General features: G+C 61.2%; 28 protein-coding genes, 3 tRNA genes and 1 pseudogene. 14 read left to right on the top strand and 18 right to left on the bottom strand.

Features of this window, described 5'->3' with window-relative positions; genetic code table 11:
• Positions 1 to 81: 81 nt before the first annotated feature.
• The gene (locus tag NKI39_RS28170) at positions 82 to 855 is read right to left on the bottom strand and encodes an NAD kinase (protein ID WP_023679915.1); all 774 of its coding nucleotides are present in this window, start codon (positions 853 to 855) and stop codon (positions 82 to 84) included.
• Positions 856 to 1,135: 280 nt separating this feature from the next.
• Here NKI39_RS28170 and NKI39_RS28165 point away from each other — a divergent pair, with 280 nt between their 5' ends.
• Positions 1,136 to 1,300 carry a hypothetical protein gene (locus NKI39_RS28165; protein ID WP_352835934.1) on the top strand — a complete coding sequence of 55 codons (165 nt, stop codon included), beginning with the start codon at positions 1,136 to 1,138 and terminating at the stop codon, positions 1,298 to 1,300.
• Positions 1,301 to 1,317: 17 nt separating this feature from the next.
• On the opposite strand, the gene NKI39_RS28160 is transcribed toward NKI39_RS28165, so the two are convergent.
• From NKI39_RS28160 to NKI39_RS28140, 5 genes are read right to left on the bottom strand one after another with little or no spacing between them, the layout of a single operon-like run.
• Positions 1,318 to 2,079, bottom strand: coding sequence for an MBL fold metallo-hydrolase (locus tag NKI39_RS28160; RefSeq protein ID WP_352835932.1), 762 nt, complete (start codon positions 2,077 to 2,079; stop codon positions 1,318 to 1,320).
• The gene (locus NKI39_RS28155) at positions 2,076 to 3,146 is read right to left on the bottom strand and encodes an ABC transporter ATP-binding protein (protein ID WP_352835930.1); all 1,071 of its coding nucleotides are present in this window, start codon (positions 3,144 to 3,146) and stop codon (positions 2,076 to 2,078) included. Before NKI39_RS28155 ends, NKI39_RS28160 begins: the two co-directional genes overlap by 4 nt.
• Complete coding sequence (locus NKI39_RS28150; RefSeq protein ID WP_352835927.1) at positions 3,143 to 3,925, bottom strand: ABC transporter permease; 783 nt, start codon at positions 3,923 to 3,925, stop codon at positions 3,143 to 3,145. The genes NKI39_RS28155 and NKI39_RS28150 overlap by 4 nt, the downstream gene beginning before the upstream one ends.
• 2 nt (positions 3,926 to 3,927) lie before the next feature.
• Entirely contained in the window at positions 3,928 to 4,770 is an 843-nt protein-coding gene (locus NKI39_RS28145) for an ABC transporter permease (protein WP_352835925.1), read from the bottom strand.
• Positions 4,771 to 4,783: 13 nt separating this feature from the next.
• Entirely contained in the window at positions 4,784 to 5,890 is a 1,107-nt protein-coding gene (locus NKI39_RS28140; protein ID WP_352835922.1) for a polyamine ABC transporter substrate-binding protein, read from the bottom strand.
• 91 nt (positions 5,891 to 5,981) lie between these two features.
• Between NKI39_RS28140 and NKI39_RS28135 the strand changes: the two genes are divergently transcribed.
• Positions 5,982 to 6,596, top strand: coding sequence for a TetR/AcrR family transcriptional regulator (locus NKI39_RS28135; RefSeq protein WP_352472778.1), 615 nt, complete (start codon positions 5,982 to 5,984; stop codon positions 6,594 to 6,596).
• Positions 6,597 to 6,651: 55 nt separating this feature from the next.
• Here NKI39_RS28135 and NKI39_RS28130 read toward each other — a convergent pair whose 3' ends face one another.
• Positions 6,652 to 6,852 carry a DUF2905 domain-containing protein gene (locus tag NKI39_RS28130; RefSeq protein WP_352835919.1) on the bottom strand — a complete coding sequence of 67 codons (201 nt, stop codon included), beginning with the start codon at positions 6,850 to 6,852 and terminating at the stop codon, positions 6,652 to 6,654.
• Between the two features lie 140 nt (positions 6,853 to 6,992).
• Between NKI39_RS28130 and NKI39_RS28125 the strand changes: the two genes are divergently transcribed.
• Positions 6,993 to 7,559 (top strand): DUF2569 family protein, encoded by a 567-nt coding sequence (locus NKI39_RS28125; RefSeq protein ID WP_352835916.1) that lies wholly within the window; start codon positions 6,993 to 6,995, stop codon positions 7,557 to 7,559.
• A 64-nt stretch (positions 7,560 to 7,623) separates the two neighbouring features.
• Here NKI39_RS28125 and NKI39_RS28120 read toward each other — a convergent pair whose 3' ends face one another.
• The 4 genes from NKI39_RS28120 to NKI39_RS28105 all read right to left on the bottom strand — a co-directional run bounded on the left by NKI39_RS28120 (position 7,624) and on the right by NKI39_RS28105 (position 9,318).
• Positions 7,624 to 8,262: a cupin domain-containing protein gene (locus NKI39_RS28120; protein WP_352835913.1), complete on the bottom strand. Its 639-nt coding sequence runs from the start codon at positions 8,260 to 8,262 to the stop codon at positions 7,624 to 7,626.
• 135 nt (positions 8,263 to 8,397) lie between these two features.
• Positions 8,398 to 8,595, bottom strand: coding sequence for a hypothetical protein (locus tag NKI39_RS28115; RefSeq protein ID WP_352541362.1), 198 nt, complete (start codon positions 8,593 to 8,595; stop codon positions 8,398 to 8,400).
• Positions 8,596 to 8,861: 266 nt separating this feature from the next.
• Positions 8,862 to 9,101, bottom strand: coding sequence for a hypothetical protein (locus NKI39_RS28110; RefSeq protein ID WP_352541361.1), 240 nt, complete (start codon positions 9,099 to 9,101; stop codon positions 8,862 to 8,864).
• Between the two features lie 141 nt (positions 9,102 to 9,242).
• Positions 9,243 to 9,318: transfer RNA gene (locus NKI39_RS28105), tRNA-Thr, on the bottom strand.
• A 158-nt stretch (positions 9,319 to 9,476) separates the two neighbouring features.
• Between NKI39_RS28105 and NKI39_RS28100 the strand changes: the two genes are divergently transcribed.
• Together NKI39_RS28100 and NKI39_RS28095 are read left to right on the top strand one after the other, a co-directional pair.
• Complete coding sequence (locus NKI39_RS28100) at positions 9,477 to 9,644, top strand: hypothetical protein (RefSeq protein WP_352451069.1); 168 nt, start codon at positions 9,477 to 9,479, stop codon at positions 9,642 to 9,644.
• A gap of 388 nt (positions 9,645 to 10,032) precedes the next feature.
• Positions 10,033 to 10,476, top strand: a complete 444-nt coding sequence (locus tag NKI39_RS28095) for a hypothetical protein (protein WP_352684810.1) — start codon at positions 10,033 to 10,035, stop codon at positions 10,474 to 10,476.
• A gap of 49 nt (positions 10,477 to 10,525) precedes the next feature.
• On the opposite strand, the pseudogene NKI39_RS28090 reads toward NKI39_RS28095, so the two are convergent.
• Positions 10,526 to 10,888, bottom strand: a pseudogene (locus NKI39_RS28090) (IS66 family transposase); the annotation flags it as partial.
• 232 nt (positions 10,889 to 11,120) lie between these two features.
• Between NKI39_RS28090 and NKI39_RS28085 the strand changes: the two are divergent.
• Together NKI39_RS28085 and NKI39_RS28080 are read left to right on the top strand one after the other, a co-directional pair.
• Complete coding sequence (locus tag NKI39_RS28085; protein WP_352835910.1) at positions 11,121 to 11,498, top strand: BA14K family protein; 378 nt, start codon at positions 11,121 to 11,123, stop codon at positions 11,496 to 11,498.
• Positions 11,499 to 11,920: 422 nt separating this feature from the next.
• On the top strand, positions 11,921 to 12,277 hold the full coding sequence (locus NKI39_RS28080; RefSeq protein WP_352451067.1) for a hypothetical protein: 357 nt from the start codon (positions 11,921 to 11,923) through the stop codon (positions 12,275 to 12,277).
• Between the two features lie 49 nt (positions 12,278 to 12,326).
• Here NKI39_RS28080 and bhcR read toward each other — a convergent pair whose 3' ends face one another.
• Positions 12,327 to 13,175, bottom strand: coding sequence for an HTH-type transcriptional regulator BhcR (bhcR, locus tag NKI39_RS28075; protein WP_352702330.1), 849 nt, complete (start codon positions 13,173 to 13,175; stop codon positions 12,327 to 12,329).
• A 203-nt stretch (positions 13,176 to 13,378) separates the two neighbouring features.
• On the opposite strand from bhcR, the gene gcl reads away from it, so the two are divergent.
• The 3 genes from gcl to NKI39_RS28060 all read left to right on the top strand — a co-directional run bounded on the left by gcl (position 13,379) and on the right by NKI39_RS28060 (position 17,112).
• Entirely contained in the window at positions 13,379 to 15,160 is a 1,782-nt protein-coding gene (gene gcl, locus NKI39_RS28070) for a glyoxylate carboligase (protein WP_352702328.1), read from the top strand.
• 23 nt (positions 15,161 to 15,183) lie between these two features.
• On the top strand, positions 15,184 to 15,981 hold the full coding sequence (gene hyi, locus NKI39_RS28065) for a hydroxypyruvate isomerase (RefSeq protein WP_352835907.1): 798 nt from the start codon (positions 15,184 to 15,186) through the stop codon (positions 15,979 to 15,981).
• 243 nt (positions 15,982 to 16,224) lie between these two features.
• Positions 16,225 to 17,112 (top strand): 2-hydroxy-3-oxopropionate reductase, encoded by an 888-nt coding sequence (locus NKI39_RS28060; RefSeq protein WP_352835904.1) that lies wholly within the window; start codon positions 16,225 to 16,227, stop codon positions 17,110 to 17,112.
• Positions 17,113 to 17,263: 151 nt separating this feature from the next.
• Here the strand turns inward: NKI39_RS28060 and NKI39_RS28055 are convergent, their stop codons facing one another.
• Positions 17,264 to 18,115 carry a TrmH family RNA methyltransferase gene (locus NKI39_RS28055; protein WP_352835901.1) on the bottom strand — a complete coding sequence of 284 codons (852 nt, stop codon included), beginning with the start codon at positions 18,113 to 18,115 and terminating at the stop codon, positions 17,264 to 17,266.
• Between the two features lie 202 nt (positions 18,116 to 18,317).
• Here NKI39_RS28055 and NKI39_RS28050 point away from each other — a divergent pair.
• A tRNA-Tyr gene (locus NKI39_RS28050) sits at positions 18,318 to 18,402 on the top strand.
• Positions 18,403 to 18,469: 67 nt separating this feature from the next.
• Positions 18,470 to 18,543, top strand: a tRNA-Gly gene (locus NKI39_RS28045).
• 163 nt (positions 18,544 to 18,706) lie between these two features.
• On the opposite strand, the gene NKI39_RS28040 is transcribed toward NKI39_RS28045, so the two are convergent.
• Positions 18,707 to 19,174 (bottom strand): YidB family protein, encoded by a 468-nt coding sequence (locus NKI39_RS28040; protein WP_352746804.1) that lies wholly within the window; start codon positions 19,172 to 19,174, stop codon positions 18,707 to 18,709.
• A 159-nt stretch (positions 19,175 to 19,333) separates the two neighbouring features.
• On the opposite strand from NKI39_RS28040, the gene NKI39_RS28035 reads away from it, so the two are divergent.
• Positions 19,334 to 19,591, top strand: coding sequence for a GlsB/YeaQ/YmgE family stress response membrane protein (locus NKI39_RS28035; RefSeq protein WP_023717513.1), 258 nt, complete (start codon positions 19,334 to 19,336; stop codon positions 19,589 to 19,591).
• Positions 19,592 to 19,636: 45 nt separating this feature from the next.
• On the opposite strand, the gene NKI39_RS28030 is transcribed toward NKI39_RS28035, so the two are convergent.
• The 3 genes from NKI39_RS28030 to NKI39_RS28020 all read right to left on the bottom strand — a co-directional run bounded on the left by NKI39_RS28030 (position 19,637) and on the right by NKI39_RS28020 (position 21,772).
• A complete protein-coding gene (locus tag NKI39_RS28030) occupies positions 19,637 to 20,296 on the bottom strand; it encodes a peptidoglycan recognition protein family protein (protein ID WP_352509813.1) in 660 nt (219 codons plus the stop codon).
• A gap of 105 nt (positions 20,297 to 20,401) precedes the next feature.
• A complete protein-coding gene (locus NKI39_RS28025) occupies positions 20,402 to 20,851 on the bottom strand; it encodes a GFA family protein (RefSeq protein ID WP_352835897.1) in 450 nt (149 codons plus the stop codon).
• Positions 20,852 to 20,884: 33 nt separating this feature from the next.
• Entirely contained in the window at positions 20,885 to 21,772 is an 888-nt protein-coding gene (locus tag NKI39_RS28020; RefSeq protein WP_352835895.1) for a DMT family transporter, read from the bottom strand.
• A 271-nt stretch (positions 21,773 to 22,043) separates the two neighbouring features.
• Between NKI39_RS28020 and NKI39_RS28015 the strand changes: the two genes are divergently transcribed.
• The coding region (locus NKI39_RS28015) for a GTP-binding protein (protein ID WP_352643320.1) at positions 22,044 to 22,194 on the top strand (151 nt) is incomplete at its 3' end.

The raw sequence follows: 22,194 nt of genomic DNA, 5'->3' as shown, positions 1-22,194 counted from the left end.
ACAAACGGGCGGCATTGGTGCGATTGTGAAGCCGTAAGCTTAATCGCGATGCTTAATTTGCGCAGCGGCCGCCGCGCCGGCTCAGTAGCGGAACTGTTCGGCGAGAATGCGCTCGTTCCACGAATGGTTGGGATCGAACAGCAGCGTCGCCGTTGCCGTCGGCGATTCCCTCACCGTGACCGTCGTCACCGCCTTGACCTCGGTGTGGTCGGCGGCGGCGTTCACCGGCCGCTTTTCCGGCTCCAGAATGTCGAAACGCACGATCGCCTTGTTGGAGAGCAGCGCGCCGCGCCAGCGGCGCGGACGAAACGGGCTGACCGGGGTCAGCGCCAACAGCGGAGCGTCGAGCGGCAGGATCGGCCCGTGCGCCGACAGATTATATGCGGTCGAGCCGGCCGGCGTCGCAATCATCACGCCGTCGCAGTGCAATTCCTCCAGCCGCTCTTGCCCATCCACGGTGATGCGGATCTTGGCCGTCTGGTACGACTGGCGCCAAAGCGCAACCTCGTTGATCGCGAGCGCCGAAATCGTCTCGCCTTCGGCCGTCACCGCCTGCATCTCCAGCGGACGGATCGTTTCGGCAACGGCCGCCGCGATGCGCCCGGTCAAGCCGCTGGCGCGGTATTCGTTCATCAGGAAACCGATGGTGCCACGGTTCATGCCGTAGACCTTCTTTCCCGTGCTCATCGTCTCACGCAGGGTCTGCAGCAAAAAGCCGTCGCCGCCGAGCGCCACGACGATCCCGGCTTCTTCGACGGATGCCTGGCCGTAACGCGCAGAAAGGCTTTCAAGCGCCGCATTGGCGTCGGCTGTACCGGATGAGACGAAGGCGAAACGGCTGGCGGTTTTGCTCATGGCTCTCAACGACAACCGATTGGCGATGACCGTCTGGCGACCGATTGGCGGCGACCGGTTGCTGGGCCGCGCCAGCGCCGGGTTAGCATGGGTGGGCATTTCTGCAAAGGGAGGGAGGTGCCTGGAGATGGCGACCAAACAAGCCGCACTCGCGCATCATGTCGGAGGACAAAATGATGTGATGGTTAAGACTCGCCTTAAACTCTCGTAAAGCCATATCGATCATGTTAGCCGGCAGCGGACGGGCGGCGTGGGGGGCTAACCAGTCGAGGCCGATCTATTGCCGCTGGCACGCTTGATTATTGTCTTCCTGATGCTGGCAAGTTTTGCCCTGGCTTTCGCGGAACTGGTGCGCCAGGCGGAGGAAAAGAGCTTTAGACCCGAGCCCACGGCCTCGCGCTGCGGCGACGCGGCGGGGACACCCTGTCCGCAAAGGGCGCTTTGACGCCACAGCGCCAGTGATTATGGGGCTTGCAACAGATGGCAGCCAGCCTGGCGCTTTTGCGCCAGATACTCGTCGATAAGCTGGCGATAGCGAACTTTGCCGAAACTCGGGAAATGGCCGCCGTGCACGACCGAGACATCGAGATCGCGCATGCGCAGCAGCGTTTCGACATAATCGTCGATATCGGAGTGATAGACGTCGTCGATCAGCGGGCCGTCATAGATGATGTCGCCGGAAAACAGGATGCCCGTCCTGTTTTCGTAGAGCGCAATGCCGCCGGGTGAATGGCCGGGCGTGTGGATGACCTCGAAGGCACGGTCGCCGAGATCGACGATGTCGCCTTGCTCGAGCAACCGGCCGGCTGGTGCGGGCAGGATCCGGTAGCGCTTCGTGTCCCAGCCTTGCGGCATGCCGTCGAACATCTCGTCGGTGGCATAGCGGTCGGCAACCGTCCATTCGTTGCGTGGATCGGCGAGGATTTCGGCCTCGGCCGGGTGCACGCAGCGGTCGGGAAATTCGTGATGGCAGCCGATATGATCGAAATGGGTGTGACTGGCCACGCAGGTGGGCTTGCGCTCCGTGACCAGCGGCACGTGGCGGCGCAGGCTGAAATGGCCGAGGCCGGTATCGAACAGAAGATCGCGGTCGCGGCCGCGCACATGCCAGATGTTGCAGCGGAAGAACGGCTTGATCCACGGCTCGTGGATCAGCGTCACGCCATCGCCCATGCGGATAGTTTCGTACCAGTCAGGAGCGTCGATGATTGGAAGCGTGCTCATGTTTGGTCCGCAAGCAGGATGATGTCGCCAGCATCGCACGATACCGCGACAACGTCGCCCGGCTGGACGGCCGATGCGGCCGCGACCTTGGCGATGAAGTGCAGCGCCGGGTCGGTCGTGGAGGTCCCCAGCACACGCTTGAAGCTGCCCTGGAAGACGACGTCGCTGACCTTGACCATGCCAAGCGCCACAGCACCGCCTGCAGCGCCGAGAACAAGATGCTCCGGGCGGATGGCCAGCGCAACGGCCAAGCCGGGCGGCAATGTGCCGGGCAGCGAGAGCGACCCAAGCTTCGTGGTGACGGCGATTTTGCCGCTCTTCGCCTCGGTCACCGTTCCCGATATCAGCGTGCTTTCGCCCATGAAAGTCGCGGAAAAGCGCGTCGCTGGCCGGGCATAGACGCGCTCGGGCGGTCCTTCGTCCTCGATGCGCCCGTCATTCATCACCACGCAATGATCGGCCAGCGCCATCGCCTCTTCCTGATCGTGAGTGACGTGGATGAAGGCGGTGCCGACGCGTTTCTGGATCGCCTTCAACTCGTCCTGCATCTGCCGGCGCAATTTCAGGTCGAGCGCGCCGAGCGGCTCGTCGAGCAGCAGCACCGCCGGCTCGACCACCAGGGCGCGCGCCAGTGCCACGCGCTGCCGCTGACCGCCGGAAAGCTGGTGCGGCTTCTTGTCGAAGGCAGTGGCCAGCCCAACCAGCGCCAGCGCCTCGCGCGCCCTTGCTGCCCGGGTTGCGGCATCGACACCCCGCATGCGCAGGCCGAAGCCGACATTGCTGCCGACGCTCATATGCGGAAACAGCGCGTAGTCCTGGAACACGGTCGTCGTCGGCCGCTTCGCTGGTGGCACGGCAGTGCAGTCCTCGCCGCGGATCAGCACCTTGCCTTCGCTCGGCGTGACGAAGCCGCCGAGGATGGACAGAAGCGTCGTCTTGCCGGACCCGGACGGCCCGAGCAGGATCGTGTAGCTGCCAGGCTCGATCGTCAGCGAGACGTTCTTCAGCACGGTATGCTGGCCGAAGCGATGCGAGACGGAGCTTATATCGACCAGTGGCGCACTCATGCCGGCTTCCTCCGCAACAGCATCAGCTCGAACAATACCACCAGCACGATGGAGACGGCGAAGACCAGCGAGCCGACGGCGTTGGTCTTGGGATTGAGGCCGGAGCGCAGCAGGTTCCAGATCTCGACCGGCAGCGTCGTATCGAAGCGCGTCAATAGGAACGAGATGACGAATTCGTCCCAGGAGAAGGTCATCGACAGAAAGAAACCGGCGAAGATCGCCGGTGCCATGACAGGCACGGTGATCAGCAGCAGCACCGTCCATTCGGGCGCGCCGAGGTCGCGCGCGGCGCGCTCGATGTTGATCTGGTGGTCGCCCATCTGGCTGTAGACGATGGCAAAGCAGAGCGGCAGGTTGATCACGACGTGGCCGATGCCGGCGGCAGTGAGCGACTTCGGCACGCCGGCCCAGTTGAACAGCACCAGCAGCCCCATGCCGATGATGAGATAGCTGACGGTCAAGGGCAAGGTGATCAGCCCGCGCATCAGGCCCGAGCCCGGCAAAGCGAAGCGCGCAAAACCCCAGGCGGAGAGAAAGCCCAACGTGACGGCGGCAGCCGAGGAGACGACCGCCACCAGCAGCGAATTGACCAGAGCCGAAGTCAGCCGCGTGTCGGCGAGCACGGCCTCGTACCAGCGCAGCGAAGGCCCGGTGAAGGGCGGGATCGGAAACGAGGTTGCCTGCAGCGAAAACAGCACCAGAACGATGACCGGTAGAAAGATGAAGCCGTAGATTGCGATGGCGTAAAGGCCGGAGACGAGGCGGATGAGCGCGCGCATGGTCAGGCCCGCTCGATCTTCAGCCAGCGGGAGCAGGCGAGATAGGCAACGGTGACCACCGCCATCAGGATGATCGACAGCGCCGAGGCGAGCGGAAAGTCGCCGCGCCGGCCGATCTGCATCATGACGAGTTGCGGCATCAACAGCTCGTTGTTGCCGCCGAGGATCTGCGGCGTGATGTAGTCGCCGATGCACAGCACGAAGGTGAGGAAGGCGCCGACCATGATACCGGGGAGCGTCAGCGGCAGAACGACATGCAGGAAAGTCCGAACCGGCCCGGCGCCGAGGTCGGCGGCGGCCTTGCGATAGCTGGGGCTGAGCTGCTTCAGATTGGCGAAGATCGTCAGCGTCAACAGCATGACGAAGAAATGCACGAAGCCGATGACGGTGGCCAGCCGCGTATTGGCGAGCTGCAGCGGCTCGCTGAACAGGCCGGAGCCGGTCAACGCATGGTTGACGACGCCGTTCTGCGCCAGCACCAGCAGCCACGAATAGGAGCGCACGACATAGGAGGTCCAGAACGGCAGCACTGCCAGCATCAGCGCCAGCCGCTGCCAGCGCTCCGGCACCTGCTCGGCCAGGATCCAGGCAAAAGGATAGGCGAGCAGCACGGAGATCACGGTGACGATCGCTGTGACCTGCAGCGAGTTCACCATCGCCTGCCAGTAGGACGGATTGGCAAAGAACTGGCTGTAGTTGGACAGCGTGAAGCCGCCGCCTTCATGTGCCGTCAGGCTGGATACCGCCATGGCGACGAAGGGCAGCACGAAGAACAGCAACGTCCAGCCGAGCGCCGGCGTGACCAGCGCCCAGGGCAGGGCACGCCCGCTGTTGACGGCGTTCACGACCGGCTGCCGGTCATTGCGCCTGCAGCATTTCGGTCCAGACGTCCTGCATCTTCTTGTCGAGGTCGGCGTTCGGCGCAGGATAGGACTGGGCGCGGGCGAGGAATTCCGGCTGCTCGTCAAAGCGCAGGATCTTCTTCTGCTCGTCGCTCAACGCCGCCTTGCTGTTGGCCGGCATGCCCCAATAGCAGGACGAGGTGGCGAGCCGCGCCTGGCCTTCGGGGCTCATAATGTACTGGATGAATTTAAGCGCCAGCTCCTTGTTCTTGGAATCCTTGAACATTGCCAGCGACTGCGACCACAGCACGGCGCCTTCGTTCGGGATAGAGAAGTCCAGGGCAGGGTTTTCCTTGGCCAGCCCCGCCGTCACCCATTCGCCGCCGCCGACCAGAATGTCGACCTCGCCGGTCGCCAGCGCCGTCTGGCTGGCGGTCACTTCGCCGACCAGCTTGGCGTTGGCCTTCATTTTGAGCAGCTCTTCCTTGATGGCGGGAAGGTCGGCTTCGGTCAGGTCCGCCGTCTTCTTGCCGATCGCCAGTGCGGCCATGCCGATGACCGGCAGGTAATAATCGTAGATGGCGATCTTGCCCTTGTATTTGTCGCCGGTCAGCGCGGCAAGCGACTGCATGTCGGCCGGGTCGACCTTGGTCTTGTTGTAGCCGATCGTGTTGTAGCCGAACTTTTCGGTGATGCCGTAACGCTTGCCGTCAACGACGGTGGAGCTGTCGATCTTCACCTGCGGAAACAGGTCGGCCAGCGGCAGCTTGTCTTCCGGCAGCGGCTCGAACAGGCCTTTTTCGACGCCGCGCGGTACGTCGATGCTGTCGATCACCATCACGTCCCAGTCGCCGGGCTGCGATTGTTCGACGATGGCCAGGCCGGCGCCCGTGCCTTCAAACTCCTTGACATTGACCTTGACGCCGTTCGCTTCCTCGAACGGCTGCAGCAGCGCCGGATCGGCGTGATCGCACCAGATCAGCGCGTTGAGATCCTGCGCCTGAGCGAGGCTGCCCGCCGCCAGCAGCAGTGCTGCCGCGGCACAGGCGCCTTGGAGATGGCTCTTCAGAACGGAAAGCGGATTCCTGACGGTTGGATTGGGGGTCTTTGGATTGATGGACATCGAGTGTTCTCCCATGCCTTTTTGGCTTGTAGGAAAAAATTGAACCAATTCTAAAATTGAGTCAATTCTGTTTTTGTGGCAAACAGCCGCTATGAGCGGATTGCGGGCAAGGCAGAAGGCGGATCGGCACCGCCGCATCATCGAGGCGGCGGCGGCGCTTTTCCGCGATGCGGGTTATGAAGGCGCCAAGATCGAGACCATCGCCGCGCAGGCCGAAGTCTCGGTCGGTACCATCTACAATTACTACCAGAACAAGGGTGATATCCTCGGCGCCATCGTCTCGATGGAGGTCAACGAGGTGCTCAATGCCGGGCGCGGCGTCGTCGCCAACCCGCCGGCCAACGTCGGCGACGCTCTCGATACGCTGCTCGGCATCTATATCGAGCACTCGCTGCATTATCTCAGCAAGGAGATGTGGCGGCAGGCGATGGCAATCTCGACGCAGCTGCCCGACAGCCCGTTCGGCCAGGCCTATACCGGGCTGGACCGCGCGCTGACCGAGCAGATCCGCGCACTGATCGTCCGCCTGCAGGCGCTCGGCCTGGTGCGTCGCGACATCGACGGGCCGGCACTCGGCGAACTCATCTTCAACAACATGAACATGATGTTCATCGAATTCGTGAAGCGCGAGGAGGCGAGGATTGCCGAACTGCGCACGGCGATACGCAGGCAGAACAGGATATTGGTGGCGGCGATCGGAGTGTAAGAAGATCAAGGGCGAGTTGGGCCTGCAACACAAATCGCCGCAGCCGGAGCATCGCCTACCGGCTGATCAGCCATAGAATGGCCGAGAGCACGATGCTGACCAGTATCCCCGTGGTGATAGGGACATAAAGCCTGAAGTTCTCACGCTCGATCACGATATCGCCGGGCAGCCTGCCAAGGCCGGTCCGGGCCAACCAAGGCCACAGCAGGCCTACGGCAACTATGCTGAGACCAACGACGATCAGAGTTCGCGACATGGCAGCATCCTGCCGGAAATAGCATCGTGCCAGAAATATAGTGTTGACGGGTCTTGCAAGCAGCGCTTCCTTTCGATGTTGCCTCTTGAGTTGAGGTTGAAATCTGATACAACCTAAAAGGGTATCAGGGGAGGGATTGGATGCAGATTTCCATCTGGCATTGGGCTATAGTGCCGCTGCTGATCGGCGTGCCTGTTTTCTTTGCCATTCGGTCAGCCGCAAAGCCATTGCAGGATACTTCGGCTCTCGTAGGTTTCGGAGGCTGGCTTATGCTGCTGGCGATCCTTCAGGCTTTCTCCCCGCTACGCACGCTCGTCTCATTAGGCTCATCGAGTGAAGGCTACCGACAGCTCATGACGCTCCCGAATGGCACTTTGGCGATCTACGGAGAGATTGCCCTCTTGCTGGCGTTTGTGGTGTTCCAGGTGGTTGTGCTCTTTGCGATGCTGCTGCGGAGTTACCGCTTCAAGCAGCTATTCCTGTATCAGTGGTTTGCAATACCAACCGTATTTATTCTGGACACGGTGTGGATCTCAGCGGTTATGAGCGCTCCTGTGAGCTTCGTGCTTACAGCGGATGGGCTGGTAATGCCCGCAGTTTCTTTTGTACTGACCGGGATCTGGGTCGCCTACGTCTACAAGTCGGTCAGGGTGAGAAACACGTTCGACAGGGCCGCCATATCCGGTCAGGTCGCGAGTGCTTCATAGAGCTTGCCGCGAGTCCTGCGTATGGCTGCCGACAAAAATGCCGGGCGCCCAATATGGACCCGGATCATCCGGCTACTAGGCCTGCTCGAGCGAGGATTTCAGGAGCCGGCATGACATGCCCGTGCGGCTTGCAGTAGTCCGGGTCGATCGCGCGATAGCCGAGCAGATGGCCGAGTGGCGCCAGGATCGCCAGCGCCACTCGCTGAATCGCAGGTGGCGGGTGCGTGAAGACGATCACGTCGGCAAATTCTCTGGCGATGACTGCTGCCTGAAGCGGCGAAGGTCTACCTTTTCTGTCCACCTTGCCGGCATTGGCCAGGCCGAAGAGCATGCCGATCAGCAGCTCGAAACGGTTCGGGTCGACATTGTCCGCAGCTGGCGCCCGGTCGACTTCGACCAGGACATGCGCTTCTTCGGTTTTGCTGCTGTTCCACCAATCATGTGCGACGCCTGCTTCGACCGTGGCGGATTGGCCAGGCCCCAGGGCCAAAGTCTTCCCGGCGATGCAAGCGTCGAGACGGCCACGGAGGACGGTAAACCGTTCCGTCAGATTCGGGTGGAAGTGCTCGCCCACCACTGCGGCTCCCGGCCGGGCGGTCAGATGAGCGATGCCAGGTCCCTGGCCGCGGTCTTCGGTGCCGCGCAGGATGACCGCATATTCGCCGGTCACCTTGTTCTCGTAGACATCTCCACAGCGTGACATGGATCGGCTCCGGAGTTTCAGAGCACCACTGCCCGGCAACTCTATCGTCAAAGGCTTGGTCGTTCAACGACGCTCCAACGGGCGATTGCGGAAACACCAGTTGCCGGCTCTTCGTCAACGCGGGCGACCAGCGCTCTACCGAACATGCTTGGGCGGCCGCGCACGCGGAAACGGCACGACCGTCAGTGGCGCCTTGCGGAATTCCGCGATGGCTATTTCTTCAATCAGCGCGTCGAGGACCTCGTTGACGCGTCGGCTCGTTTCATCTGCGCCGCAGAGGCGGTTTTGTGCGCACTCCAAAAGCTCGCGCGCCGCGGCGAAATCGCTTCGCATGACAACACCCGTTGGTTTGGCCCGCCACACGGGGCATTGTCGGCGCGCTTAATTGAGCGAGTGCTAATATACACAGGGGCAATTTAATCGAATGCTGTTAAATGGCCCTGAGCCGGAGAGGGGCCGAAATGATGGCTGTAAGGGCCAGGCACTAATGGGCGTCTCCGTCTCTTGGTATGAGATGCCAAAGCGCAATCTGGCCTCAGATTAAGCCGGCAAGTTCACGCGACGTTTGTGGTTCCCCGACGGGGACGGAACGCGTGGCCCTAAAACGTTCTTGGGCGGCTAAGATATTCTCTGGCGGCGGCAATCTGGCGCCGGTGCTCGCGCAGGAAGGCTGCGCCGAAACAAATGGCGAAGGCCAGTACCGAAAGGCTTGTCGTTGCTCTTGATGTTGGATCGGGGTCGGGACTTGTCAGCAAACGAAAACCGAACGCGAAGGCGAAGACGATAAGGCCGCCAAACATCCCGTTGATGAAGGGGGCGGTCGTGCGTTTCTGCTCCAACGGAAACTCCCATGGTTTCCGATGCAGTTATATGCGTTTGAATTGATGTGCCACCGCTCTTGACGGCCCGACCCTGTGGAAATCGGGGATGAGTAGATATCGATGCGCGTTGGGAAGTCCTCGCAAGCAATCCTTGCTTGCTGGTGCCCCCGGACGGGATCGAACCGCCGACCTTCGGTTTACAAAACCGCTGCTCTACCGGCTGAGCTACAAGGGCACGGCGCTTCGGTTACCATATTTGATGCGCCAGTAAAGACAAAACTCCGTTTTTCGGTTCCCGGCGAACGCGCCGGTTCTGCCGCCAGGGCGTCCTGAAAACGGCCAATTCGCTTCCTATATTGATCGAAGGTGCAATCGCATCAGCGAGGCAGTCGCATGATCAGGTTTGTCATCATTCTCCCGCTCGTCGTCGTGGCTTGGGTTCTCCTGGTGAAGCTCATCAAGGACCTGAAGCACGCCAATATCGACTGGACCGGCGTCACCACCATCATCGGCTTCATCGCGCTCGCCTTCTGGCTTCGCCATATCACCGGCATGGGGTGAGCGAGAGAGTGAGTAGTGAAACCGCGAATTCTCACTACTCACCAATCAAAACGAAATCACTAAGAACCGCTCACTAAGAATTCTCAGAACCTCCGAACCTTTCGCTGCCGCGCCGCGACCGATCTCCAGAGGCGAATGATCGCCTCATTCAAAGATCGAGGAGATCATCATGTCCAAGCGCAGTTTTACTGTAAGCGATGTGCTCCTCACACATTGCTCGGATAATTCGGCCGCTCGGTGTCAGATGCCATTGGCCGCTGAACCTTATGGCAACCTGCGTCACTACCAGTCAGTGGCGACGATTTGAGGCCGTTGATACTGCGAAACATTTCGATATGCTTCCCTTCAAGCCATAAGATTGTCGCGCAGCGCCTGTGTTGGATTTTCAATGCCGAGAAGAAAGCAATTTAAGGGAATTTGCCACGATATTCTTGAAAGCTTTGTCAGTAGATACAACGACCTGGATGGCTACTGGGCTTTGGGGCAATACGCAACCTTTCTGACGGAATCCGGTCAACGGGAGTTGCGGCTACGGCTGCAGAGGGGATCAACGTTGTCTGAGTGCTCCAAATTCAGCGCCTCGGCTACCTACTATCAAGGAGCGGTGTTGCGGCTTATGGATGCGAATGAGATGCCGCATAGCTGGTTTGCGGATGCCTACATCAGATTTTCCATGGTGGGTCCGACGAATGCTCTTTGCGAGGTTGAAATCGTGTCTGATCTCGGCAAGGCTTACCACGGTGATCGCAGGATCGACGTCCGACCTCATAACCCGCTTCGCGAGCACCGGAGAGGAGGCAACTTTGGGCCGTCAAATCAAATGGGCCAGTAAACCCGATCCGAGGCAAGGCATTTGTGCAATGACTGGTTCGGGCCGACTGTCATGGGTAGGAATTCCTTTGTAAGGCGGGATATTTCCAAGGAAGCAGCTCATCGATCCGGCATTGTTTATGGCCGCTGACGATGGCGGTGAGTGTGCTCGTCAGATAGGACAGCGGATCAAAAGTATTGAGTTTGCAAGTTTCAATGAGCGAGGCGATGGTCGCCCAGTTCTCGGCCCCAGCGTCGTGCCCTGCGAAGAGTGCGTTCTTGCGATTGAGGGCTATCGGTCCGATGGTTCGCTCGACGCTGTTATTATCGATTTCGACGCGGCCGGCGATCAGGAAGAGCTTCAGGCCATCCCGGTATTTGGCGATGTAGGCCAAAGCCTCGCCGAGTGGGGACTTGGCCGCGACGCGCGACCGTCTCCATCGCCACTGGCGCCCTAGCCGGCACCGCCTGTCGTCGTCGGCCCACGGCACGCATCATCATCATCACCATTGGCATCACTGGTGGTGGTGGCACCACCATCATCATCACCATGGAAGGTGATCATCTTCCTTTGATTAGATGATCCACTTGGCGAAAGGGTGGCTTCGGCCGCCCTTTTTGCGTCATGAGCCAGGATCGTTGCCGTCGGCCGAAGAGACCCGAAAAATGTTTGAACCTTTTTCTCCGCCGCAACGACTGATGGTCAAGAGGCGGTTGGATCGCCTCCCACAACAAGGAGATCGTCATGTTCAAGCGCACCATCATTTCCGGCCTCGTCGCCACCACTGTCGCCGCCGCCATGCTGGTCGGCACCGTTCAGCCGTCGGCCGCCCATCACAAGCACAAGCACCTCGGCATCGGCATTGCCGAGGTGTCGGCGGCTTCCTGCTCGGCAGCGCGCTGGCCCAGCCGCGCACCGTCTATATCGAGGAAGACGGCGGCTCGTGGCACGTCCGGCGCTGCCTCAATCGCTACCAGAGCTACGACCCGTACTCGGACACCTATGTCGGCTACGACGGCTATCGCCATCGCTGCTGGCTTTGAGGGCCACGATGCCAGCTTGGGAGGACGTGACCGTTTCATGCAACCGGAAGGGCGCCCCACTGGCCCTTTTTCTGTTGTTCGGCGATAGGCTTCCTGTCGAAATCGACTGACTATCAGTGTCGGCGCTGCCCCTCATCTGCCTGCCGGCATCTTCTCCCCGTATAGTGATGGGGAGAAGGGACGCTCTCGGCGATGACTTCGGCAGTCTCCAGCGCTGCAGAGGGCGCCAAGGTCGCGGTCAGCTTCTTTCTCCCCGTCACTATACGGGGAGAAATGCCCGGCAGGGCAATGAGGGGCAGCGCCAGCTTCAGTCTCCAAGCAATTTAGCTATCATTTGTCTCCGATTTCACCAGGAACCCGGCAGTATACAGCGATTTCCCAACAGCCTAGTCTGCACCGATAGCGAAACAGGGAGAGGGCGCTTGGGCGAGCACGATCCGAACGAAGAGCCGATCGAGACGGTTTTCCGCAACGGCACAATCACCACAGTCGGCATCCTGCTGGCGTTCTCGCTGGGCTTCATCACGCATTGGGCCGCCAACCCGATACCATGGGAAATCTATCACCTGGCCGCCGTCGTGCCGATTTTGATCGGCATTGCCCTGCAGATACGAGCGCTGCGGTTGCTGCTCGACATAACGTCTCTACAACGGCGCGTTTATGAACGCGCCAATCGTATCTTCATTGCCGGCCTCATCTTCACCGCCTGCGGAGTTGGGCTGGCGATGCTGCTTGATTTCTACGACCTATCGACCAAGAGCGCGGTGCCCGGGGCCTAGCTCTGGCCATCCTGGCAGATGTCGCACCATTCCGCGCTGGTCAGCGCTGCTATGCGCTCGGCTCGCTGCCAAGGCCGGGAGGGGTCGGCAGTCCGCCGATCATCCTCGTCACCTCCGCCGCCGCATCGTGCACCAGCGGCCCGATCTCGGCCAGCCGTTCCGGCGTGACCCGTACTGTCGGCCCGGAGACCGAAACGCCGCCGATCGGCTCGCCGAATTCATTGAAGATGGCGGCGGCAACGCAGCGCATGCCCGGATGCCGCTCCTCGTCGTCAACCGACCAGCCGCGCAGCTTGATCGTCACCAGGTCGCGGGCGAGAGCCGAGATATCGGACAGCGTGTTTTCGGTGAAGCGCTCCAGCCCGGCCCGGCGCAGGATGGTGGCGACGCGCTCCGGCTCGAGATACGCCAGCACCGCCTTGCCGATGCCCGATGCATGGAAAGAGCTGCGCGTGCCCGGCCGGAAAAAGGCGCGGATCGCCTGGTGCGTCTCGACCTGACTGACGAAGACGACGCAATCGTCCTCGGCGACGCCGAGATTGGCGGTCTCGCCGGTCTTCTCCATCAATTCCTGCATGACGATACGGGCGCGGTCGACCAGCTTGCGGCGGCGCAGGAACGCCGCCCCCATGCGATAGGTCTCGACGCCGATCGACCACAGTTGGTCAGGGCCGTCGAACTCGACCATGCCGTGGTTTTCCAGCGTCGTCAGCATGCGGTAGGCGGTGGATGCCGGCAGACCGGAACTGGCGGCGATCTCGCTCAGCGACAGGCCACTGCCATCGGCGACGATTGCCAGGATCCGCAGCGCCCGGTCCAGCGACTGCACCGAGGCGGCCTCGGACGGCCCGTTGAAGGCGCGCGGCCGGCCGCGCTGGCGTTTTTCGGTGGTTTCCATCGGGCCATTCTTCGCCCTGTTCGCCCAAACAGGCAATGAAAAAGTTTTCCAGTGATTTACGAAGCGAATTCATGGAAAACAAAAAGGCCAATCAATTCAACCAACAAGAGCTGTTTTCTAGAAATGGAAAAATATTCTGAAAAAATTGAAAAATCATTGGTGCGCTGGCATCATCGGCTATCAACAATTCCGTGGAGGCTGACATGGCCAGGATGCGCGCAGTCGACGCAGCGGTTCTCGTTCTCGAAAAGGAAGGCATCTCCTGTGCCTTCGGCGTGCCGGGTGCTGCGATCAACCCGCTCTATTCGGCACTGAAGGCGAGGGGCAGTATCCGCCACATCCTTGCGCGTCACGTCGAGGCGGCCTCGCATATGGCCGAAGGGTTTACCCGCGCCAGATCGGGCAATATCGGTCTGTGCATCGGCACCTCGGGTCCTGCCGGCACCGACATGATCACCGGCCTCTATTCGGCCGCTGCCGATTCAATTCCCATCCTCTGCATCACCGGGCAGGCGCCGCGCGCGCGTCTCAACAAGGAGGATTTTCAGGCCGTCGACATTGCGGCGATCGCTGCACCCGTCGCCAAATGGGCGGTCACCGTCATGGAACCCTATCTGGTGCCGATGGCGCTGCAGAAAGCGTTCCATCTGATGCGCTCGTCGCGGCCGGGGCCGGTGCTGATCGATTTGCCTGTCGATGTGCAACTGACCGAGATCGAGTTCGACATCGATGCCTACGAGCCGCTGGTGCCGTTCAAGCCGGCAATGTCGCGCGCCCAGGCCGAGAAGGCGTTGACGATGCTGAATGCGGCGGAAAAGCCTGTCATCGTCGCCGGCGGCGGCATCATCAACGCCGATGCGTCCGATCTGCTGATCGAGTTCGCCGAGGTCGCCGGCGTGCCTGTCATTCCGACGCTGATGGGCTGGGGCGCGATCCCCGACGACCACCGCCTGATGGCCGGCATGTGCGGGCTGCAGACCTCGCACCGCTATGGCAATGCCACGATGCTCGAAGCCGATTTCGTTTTCGGCATCGGCAACCGCTGGGCCAACCGCCACACCGGTTCGATCGACGTCTATACCAAGGGCAAGAAATTCATCCACGTCGATATCGAGCCGACGCAGATCGGCCGGGTCTTCGCGCCGGACCTCGGCGTCGTCTCGGACGCCGGTGCGGCGCTTAAGATGCTGCTCGACGTCGCCACCGAGTGGAGGACGGCCGGAAAATTGCGCGACTGGTCGGGCTGGGCCGGCGAATGCCGGCAGCGCAAGAAGACGATGAAGCGCAAGACCCATTTCGACCAGGTGCCGCTGAAGCCGCAGCGCGTCTACGAGGAGATGAACAAGGCGTTCGGCCGCGACACCACCTATGTCACCACGATCGGCCTGTCCCAGATCGCCGGGGCGCAATTCCTGCACGTCTACAAGCCACGCAACTGGATCAATTGCGGCCAGGCCGGCCCGCTCGGCTGGACATTGCCGGCAGCCCTCGGTGTTCGCGCCGCCGATCCGGACCGCACAATTGTGGCATTGTCCGGCGACTATGATTTCCAGTTCATGATCGAGGAACTGGCGGCCGGCGCACAGCACAAATTGCCCTACATCCATGTCGTCGTGAACAATGCCTATCTCGGCCTGATCCGCCAGGCGCAGCGCGGCTTTTCGATGGATTTCGAAGTCAGCCTCGCCTTCGAGAACGTCAATCGACAGGGCGATCCAGAGGCGGGCTACGGCGTCGACCACGTCGCCGTTGCCGAGGCGATGGGCTGCAAGGCCGTCAGGGTGCGCCGGCCGGAGGAATTCGCCGGTGCCTTCGAAGAGGCAAAGCGCCTGATGGACGAGCACCAGGTTCCGGTGGTGCTCGAATTCATCCTCGAGCGCGTCACCAACGTTTCGATGGGTACCGAAATCGACAAGATCACCGAATTCGAGGAGCTTGCCGAACGCCATGAAGATGCCCCCACGGCGATCGTCATGCTCGATTAAGCCGCATATGAGGAACTACTGCCATGCCACGGTTCTCAGCCAATCTTTCGATGCTCTTTGGCGAGCATGACTTCCTCGACCGCTTCGATGCCGCCGCCCGCGCCGGCTTCAAGGGCGTCGAGTATATCGGCCCCTACGACCATGCGCCGGATGTCGTCGCGGCCAGGTTGAAGAAGAACGGGCTGACGCAGGTCCTGTTCAACCTGCCTGCCGGCGACTGGGCCAAGGGCGAGCGCGGCATCGCGATCCTGCCCGACCGCATCCCGGAGTTCCGGCAGGGCATTGCCAAGGTCGTCACCTATGCCCATGCGCTCGCCTGCGAGCAGGTCAACTGCCTCGCCGGCATCGCGCCGCAAGGCGTCGATCGCTCCGTGCTGGAAGACGTCTTCGCCGAAAATCTGGCTTTCGCGGCCGAAAAGCTGGAGCAGGCCGGCATCAGGCTGCTGATCGAGCCGATCAACACCCGCGACATTCCGGGCTTCTTCCTGAATTACTCGGACCAGGCTCTGGCCCTGATCGACCGCGTCGGCTCGAAGAACCTGTTCCTGCAATACGACATCTACCACATGCAGATCATGGAGGGGGATCTCGCCCGTACCATTGAGGCAAACCTCAGCCGCATCGCTCATATCCAGCTTGCGGACAATCCCGGCCGTCATGAGCCGGGGACGGGCGAGATCAATTTTCCCTTCCTGTACAACCACATCGACCGCATCGGCTATTCCGGCTGGGTCGGTGCGGAGTACAAGCCTAAGGGCGGAACGGAAACCGGGCTTGGGTGGTTCAGGGACCTGGCCGGGAAGGGGAGCGCGGCGGCGTAGACGCTACGTATCGCACGTCGCGTTCCTGCGCGCGCCCCTCTGGCCTGCCCTCTTTGCCAAAACCTGGCATCTCCCCCACAAGGAGGGAGATTGGATATCACCGCCGCTTTCGCCAATTTTCGAGGTCGGGAACGTTTAAGGGCCGGCGCGGGAACTGCCGATCTCCCCACTCGTGGGGGAGATGGCCGGCAGGCCAGAGGGGGCGCGCAGGAAACGCCCCCTTAACAAGAAACGGAGAAAAACATGGACACCATCGGCTTCATCGGCCTCGGCATTATGGGCGCGCCGATGGCGGGGCATCTGCTAGACGCCGGTTATCAGGTCGTCGCCAGCGACCACCGCTCGAAACCGCCGGCCGACCTCGTCGCCAAGGGCCTGAAGGTCGTCACCGGCCATGATGCCGTCGCGCGTGCCGCCGACATCGTCATCACCATGGTTCCGGATACGCCGCAGGTCGCCGACGTGCTGTTCGCTGAGAATGGCGTCGCGTCAGGCCTCACTAAAGGCAAGCTGGTCATCGACATGAGCTCGATCTCGCCGATCGAAACCAAGGAATTCGCAAGAAAGATCAACGATGTCGGCTGCGACTATCTCGATGCGCCGGTGTCGGGCGGCGAGGTCGGCGCCAAGGCGGCTTCGCTGACCATCATGGTCGGCGGTGAGGAAAAAACCTTCGAACGCGCCAGGCCTATCTTCGAGAAGATAGGCAAGAACATCACTCTGGTCGGACCGAACGGCGTCGGACAGACCACCAAGGTCGCCAACCAGATCGTCGTCGCGCTGACCATTGAGGCCGTCGCCGAAGCGCTTGTTTTTGCTTCAAAAGCCGGCGCCGACCCGGCCAAGGTCCGGCAGGCGCTGATGGGCGGGCTCGCAAACTCGCGCATCCTGGAAGTGCATGGCGAGCGCATGATCAAGCGCACTTTCGCGCCCGGCTTCCGCATCGAACTCCACCAGAAGGATCTCAATCTGGCGCTGGAAGGCGCGAAAGCGCTCGGCGTCGCCCTGCCCAACACTTCAACGACGCAGCAATTGTTCAACTCTTGCGCGGCGAATGGCGGCGCTAAGGAAGATCATTCGGCGCTGGTTCGGGCGCTGGAGCGGATGGCGGGATGTGAAGTGGGTGAATAGTGAATAGTGAATAGTGAATAGTGAATAGTGAATAGGTAGTCAGTTGCAGATAGGTGAGTAGTTGGTAGTAAATTGGTCACGACTTACGCACAGTCTCACCATTCACCATTCACCATTCACCATTCACCATTCACCATTCACCATTCACCATTCACTCTTTCAAAAATTTTCGCGCCGCATAAAGCGCCACCGCCGCGGCATTCGACACGTTGAGCGAGCGGATGGCACCGGGCATGTCGAGGCGGGCGAGCGTCGTCACCGTTTCGCGCGTTTTCTGGCGCAGGCCTTTTCCCTCGGCGCCGAGCACCAGAGCGATCTTGTCGCCGGCAAAGCTGGTTTCAAGTTCCGCCGGCCCGTCCGAATCCAGGCCGATCGTCTGGAAACCGGCCTCGTGCAACTGCTCCAGCGCATCGGCGAGGTTCTTCACCTCGATCTGATCGATGTGTTCGAGCGCGCCGGAGGCCGACTTCGCCAGTACGCCGGATTCCTGCGGGCTGTGGCGCGCCGTGGTGATCAGTGCGCCGGCACCGAAGGCGGCCGCCGAGCGCAGGATCGCGCCGACATTGTGCGGATCGGTGATCTGGTCGAGCACCAGCACCAGCCTGGCGTCGCCAAGCGCATCGAGCCGCTTCGGTTTCAGCGGCTCGGCCTCGATCAGCACGCCCTGGTGAACGGCATCCGAGCCGGTGACCTTGTCGATGTCCCTGGGTTCGACCAACTCCGCCTTGAAGGGCAAAGCGCCAAGGTCGGCGATTGCCAGCCGCTCGGCAGCGTTGCGCGTCACCAGCATCTTCTTGATTTTTCGGCGCGGATTGTCGAGTGCGGCCCGCACCGTGTGCAGCCCGTAGAGCCGCACCAGCCCATCCGCCGGGTTCTCGCCGGGCGGCACCGGCTGGCGTGGCCTGAATGCAGGCGCGCCACCGCTCTTCTCGTCGCGATGCGCGCGGCGCAGCTTGGCGTAGTGGGTGTCTTTAGGGGTCTTCGATTTGTTATCGTTGCTCATGGCCGGCTTCTATAGCCGTGTCGTCCGGCCATGGATACAGCCGCAGAAGCTGCTTGTCGGGCGAGGTGCGAAATTCAGCGCTTTTTGCCGGACTGTTGCGGTTGACAGTTTTGGGCGCTGCCGCCATAAGGCGCTTCGCGGAAGGGCTGCTCAGGCAGCCGCGACGCGTCGATGCCTCGTTGCATGGCTCCGGCGGCAGACTGGAGAGGTGCCCGAGTGGTTAAAGGGGACGGACTGTAAATCCGTTGGCTATGCCTACGTTGGTTCAAATCCAACCCTCTCCACCACTGCCGGCCCGGAAGCCCTGAAACGCAGAGCGAGCGTCGGAGCGGATCCGATGCTTGACTGAAAGGCGCGGGTATAGCTCAGTGGTAGAGCAGCAGCCTTCCAAGCTGAATATGCGGGTTCGATTCCCGCTACCCGCTCCAGATTTCCCCCCAGCCGCGGCGCACCTCGCGCACGATGCCGAAGGCAGCCCCAAGCGAAGCGCTTTGCCGATAATTCAAAGTATTCGTTGCGCGTCCAGACGGACGCGCATCTTAATCTGTGTTATCGTTGTCCCGAACCGCAGGCGGCGTTGGGCGACAGGCGTCAGCTCGCGAATTTGCTGAATATGGACGCGAGCTGGTTCTGCTGCGGCACTTGCCCGTTCGGCGTCAACTGGTCGACAAGCCCTGGCAAGGCTGCGGATAGCTGCTTGAGCAGGTCCTGCTGGTTCAGGCCCGTCCTTTGCGCGATCTCCTGGATGATTTGTGGCCCGAGAGCACTGCCCAGATCGCTGGGGTTGATCGGCTGGTTCTGACCGGTACCGACCCACGAATTGGCAACGTTGCCGTGGCCGGCGTCCTTCAGTTTGTCGAGCAGGCCGCCCAGACCGCCGAGCAGGCCGCCATCGGCGGATGTGGTTGTATCGGGCGGGATGGGGGCAGGGCTTTGCGCTGCCTCCGTCTGGGCGGAACTTCCACCGCTCAGCATTTTTCCCACCAAAAGTGCGCCGAGCGCGATCATCAGCGGCTTGGCGACGTTGCCGCCGGGAACGGCATTGTCAAACAGTCCCATTGTGGATCTCCATGTCAAATTGCCCGTCCGTTTCCAACAATGACGCATCCATGGCGAATTTCAAGCCGGTTTGAGCTTTCCGTAATCATGATTTTCAAGTTGGCTTGAGCTTTGCTTAATAATGTGGAAGTAATCGGGTGCGGGGAACGGAGAGGAAAAATGTCAATATTAAGCTGGATTATTCTCGGCGTCATCGCCGGCTTCATAGGCAGCAAGATCGTCAATAAAAGCGGGCAAGGCCTTGTGCTCGACATCGTGCTCGGGATTGTCGGTGCCATCGTCGGCGGGCTCATCTTCAGCGCCTTTGGCGCGTCGGGCGTTACCGGGCTCAACATCTATAGCCTGATCGTCGCCGTGGTCGGTGCCGTGGTGGTCCTGTGGGCCTATCATCAGTTCAGCGGCAAGAGGGCACTCTAGAAGTCGTCCGGCAGTTGCGTCGGCATTCACCCGAATGCCGACCGCCTATCTGATCCTTTTGAGGATTTCGCGGATCAGCGTGTTGAGGCCGGCTTCCAGCCCTCTCACCATGATCGGCCATAATTCCTCGAGCAGTCGCTGCCATGCGGCATCGCGCCCAATCCTCACCGGCAGATTTGGCATCGCGCCCATTGCCGCCGTCACGTCGCGGCGCAGCCGCTCGCCACAGGCGCTTGCGCCGCTGATCGTCGGATCGAAGGGCAGCCGGGTGAAATCCCATTTTCCGCGCTGCTCGATGCCGAGATTGCTCTCGACTTCGGCATGCGACAGCACCGTTTTGGGCGTGACCTTGATGCGGTAGTATTTGCAGAGTTCGGCGACAACGGCGGTCATCGCGTCCCACTGCGCCCTGGTCATCGGATAGCCGCCGGCATCGAACGGCCTTTCCTCCGCCCCGGCCATGCAGCAGAGCGAAACCCCGATCGAGCCGCCGTTGCAGTTGAGCGTGTGCGCGGCATATCCCGGTTTTACCCGGCCTGAATTGAGCGCGATCGAAGGCCGGCCCCTGACCAGGCGGCCATTCCCCTCGACCAGTATGTGATACGCATCCCTGTCGGTATCGCCGGCCGAATGCGAGCCGGCCGTCCAGTGGCAAATGACGCGCTTCATCGCAACATTGGGCAACCAGTCGGGCGGCAATGCCACAGAAATCCCCGCGACATAAGTTCAGTGACGGAGCACAGTATAGTTTCCTTGGCGGCGGACGCGAAAACGAAACGATAATTTGGTTGAGCGTTTTCTAACGGTCAGCTATTCGCCGGCATCTCCGGCGACCGCGTGTTCTCTGTATTGCGGCAGATCGTCGGTGATCGTGAACCACTTCGCCTTCGAGCCGACGAAAATGTGCTGCGTCGGGCGGATGGTCGGCTCGTCGACGAGGCTTCCCATGGCGACATGCACGAAGGCACCGTCGCGGACCACCGAATAGAGCAACGAGCCGCAAGTCCGGCAGTGCGCGTCATGGCCGGTTTCGTCGCCGAAGATCATGAGATTATCCTCGCCCTTGGTCAGGCTCAGCCTGTCGCGCTCGATGCCGGCGAATGGCTTGAAGGCCGAGCCGGTGGTGCGCCGGCAGTTCGAGCAGTGGCAGTTCGCGGCATAGACGAACGCGTCCGCCACCGCGTACTGAACGGCGCCGCACAGGCACTTTCCGATAAGCCTGCGGTTGCGTGAATTCTGGTTGTCATCCGGGCTTGCCACGCGCTCCTCCCATTATGCAGGCTGATTTCAGTTTCAAGCGACGACGGTCAACCGGCGCTTGCGCTCGTCGAGCGAGACGATGGTCAACCCGCTGGCCACCACCAGCAGGATGCCGCCGATGGCCAGCGCATTCGGGAGCTGCCGGAAAACCACCAAGCCTGAAATCACCGCCCAGACGGTAAAGCAATAGTAGAACGGCGCCACCACGCTGGTCGGCCCGACGCGATAGGCCATGAAGATAAAGAAGTGGCCGAAGATCAGGAACAGTCCGGCGCCGCCCATCAGCAGCAGGTGACGGATTTCAGGCACCACCCACTGCTCGGAAACCAGATGCGCAACGCCGGCGCCAGCGAGCACCACAACCACCGCGGAAATAGCGACGATCATCCCCGGCACGTCGGCGGCGACCTTGCGTCCGGCCAGATCGCGCGCGGCGGACAGAGCTGCGTTGCCTAGCGCCAGCAGCGCGTAGACCGAAATCCCCTGCATCGTCGGTTGTGCAACCATCACCGCGCCGATAAAGCCGAGCCCGATCAGCGCCAGGCGCACCCCGCCGATCCGTTCGCCAAACAGCATCGAGGAGCCGACCAGCATCAGCAAGGGCGTGATCTGTCCGAGCGCGGTCGAATCGGCGATCTGCATGTTGGCGAGCGCCACCACGTAGCAAAGGATCGCACCCAGTTCGAGCATGTTCCTGCGCAAAACCTTGGCGTCGAGGATCAGCGGGATCTGCTTGCCATAGCCCAGCATGAACAGCAGCGGAAAGCCCCACAATGTTGCCGCAGCGCCGCGCAGGAACAGCACCTCATAGGGCGGCAGTCCCGCGGTTGCGAGTTTCATCATCGTGTCGTTGACGATGTAGGACCCGGTCGAAACGACCATGAACAGCGGGCCTCGTATGGCAGTCGGGATGAAATGCATCGGCCTACGAAATCAGACCGGCGCCAGGGCGGCAATGGGCCAGATCCGGCTGTAAATCCGTCAAAGCCGTCAGCCGCAGCCGCAACCATTCCATTTGCCCTTGTTCGTTCCTATATCCGCGCCACATTCTCCGAAACCGGATCACGCGTTCGGGCGGGCGAGCGCGCTCGGCGACAAGGCACTTGTGTTTTTCGGCCTTAGTCGCTAATCGCCCCGCATTCGACTGAACTGAAGGTCCAGGCCGTCCCCAGGCCGTCCAAGGAAAGAGACTATGGCAAAAGGTAAATTCGAGCGCACTAAGCCTCATGTGAACATTGGCACGATTGGTCACGTCGATCATGGCAAGACGTCGCTGACGGCGGCGATCACCAAGTATTTTGGCGAATACAAGCGCTACGACCAGATCGATGCGGCGCCGGAAG

It is taken from the genome of Mesorhizobium sp. M0664 (assembly GCF_040320565.1).
Taxonomy (GTDB): Bacteria; Pseudomonadota; Alphaproteobacteria; order Rhizobiales; family Rhizobiaceae; genus Mesorhizobium.
This window is presented reverse-complemented; position numbering and strand designations above follow the sequence as displayed.

What these genes read in the sequence shown, in the direction of transcription:
- NKI39_RS28155 (WP_352835930.1), bottom strand. Translation starts at nt 3,146, where the DNA reads ATGAGTGCGCCACTGGTCGATATAAGCTCCGTCTCGCATCGCTTCGGC.
- NKI39_RS28125 (WP_352835916.1), top strand. Translation starts at nt 6,993, where the DNA reads ATGCAGATTTCCATCTGGCATTGGGCTATAGTGCCGCTGCTGATCGGC.
- NKI39_RS28095 (WP_352684810.1), top strand. Translation starts at nt 10,033, where the DNA reads ATGCCGAGAAGAAAGCAATTTAAGGGAATTTGCCACGATATTCTTGAA.
- bhcR (WP_352702330.1), bottom strand. Translation starts at nt 13,175, where the DNA reads ATGGAAACCACCGAAAAACGCCAGCGCGGCCGGCCGCGCGCCTTCAAC.
- NKI39_RS28150 (WP_352835927.1), bottom strand. Translation starts at nt 3,925, where the DNA reads ATGCGCGCGCTCATCCGCCTCGTCTCCGGCCTTTACGCCATCGCAATC.
- NKI39_RS28040 (WP_352746804.1), bottom strand. Translation starts at nt 19,174, where the DNA reads ATGGGACTGTTTGACAATGCCGTTCCCGGCGGCAACGTCGCCAAGCCG.
- NKI39_RS28060 (WP_352835904.1), top strand. Translation starts at nt 16,225, where the DNA reads ATGGACACCATCGGCTTCATCGGCCTCGGCATTATGGGCGCGCCGATG.
- NKI39_RS28120 (WP_352835913.1), bottom strand. Translation starts at nt 8,262, where the DNA reads ATGTCACGCTGTGGAGATGTCTACGAGAACAAGGTGACCGGCGAATAT.
- NKI39_RS28055 (WP_352835901.1), bottom strand. Translation starts at nt 18,115, where the DNA reads ATGAGCAACGATAACAAATCGAAGACCCCTAAAGACACCCACTACGCC.
- NKI39_RS28100 (WP_352451069.1), top strand. Translation starts at nt 9,477, where the DNA reads ATGATCAGGTTTGTCATCATTCTCCCGCTCGTCGTCGTGGCTTGGGTT.
- gcl (WP_352702328.1), top strand. Translation starts at nt 13,379, where the DNA reads ATGGCCAGGATGCGCGCAGTCGACGCAGCGGTTCTCGTTCTCGAAAAG.
- NKI39_RS28020 (WP_352835895.1), bottom strand. Translation starts at nt 21,772, where the DNA reads ATGCATTTCATCCCGACTGCCATACGAGGCCCGCTGTTCATGGTCGTT.
- NKI39_RS28160 (WP_352835932.1), bottom strand. Translation starts at nt 2,079, where the DNA reads ATGAGCACGCTTCCAATCATCGACGCTCCTGACTGGTACGAAACTATC.
- NKI39_RS28170 (WP_023679915.1), bottom strand. Translation starts at nt 855, where the DNA reads ATGAGCAAAACCGCCAGCCGTTTCGCCTTCGTCTCATCCGGTACAGCC.
- NKI39_RS28085 (WP_352835910.1), top strand. Translation starts at nt 11,121, where the DNA reads ATGTTTGAACCTTTTTCTCCGCCGCAACGACTGATGGTCAAGAGGCGG.
- NKI39_RS28115 (WP_352541362.1), bottom strand. Translation starts at nt 8,595, where the DNA reads ATGCGAAGCGATTTCGCCGCGGCGCGCGAGCTTTTGGAGTGCGCACAA.
- NKI39_RS28135 (WP_352472778.1), top strand. Translation starts at nt 5,982, where the DNA reads ATGAGCGGATTGCGGGCAAGGCAGAAGGCGGATCGGCACCGCCGCATC.
- NKI39_RS28130 (WP_352835919.1), bottom strand. Translation starts at nt 6,852, where the DNA reads ATGTCGCGAACTCTGATCGTCGTTGGTCTCAGCATAGTTGCCGTAGGC.
- hyi (WP_352835907.1), top strand. Translation starts at nt 15,184, where the DNA reads ATGCCACGGTTCTCAGCCAATCTTTCGATGCTCTTTGGCGAGCATGAC.
- NKI39_RS28035 (WP_023717513.1), top strand. Translation starts at nt 19,334, where the DNA reads ATGTCAATATTAAGCTGGATTATTCTCGGCGTCATCGCCGGCTTCATA.
- NKI39_RS28140 (WP_352835922.1), bottom strand. Translation starts at nt 5,890, where the DNA reads ATGTCCATCAATCCAAAGACCCCCAATCCAACCGTCAGGAATCCGCTT.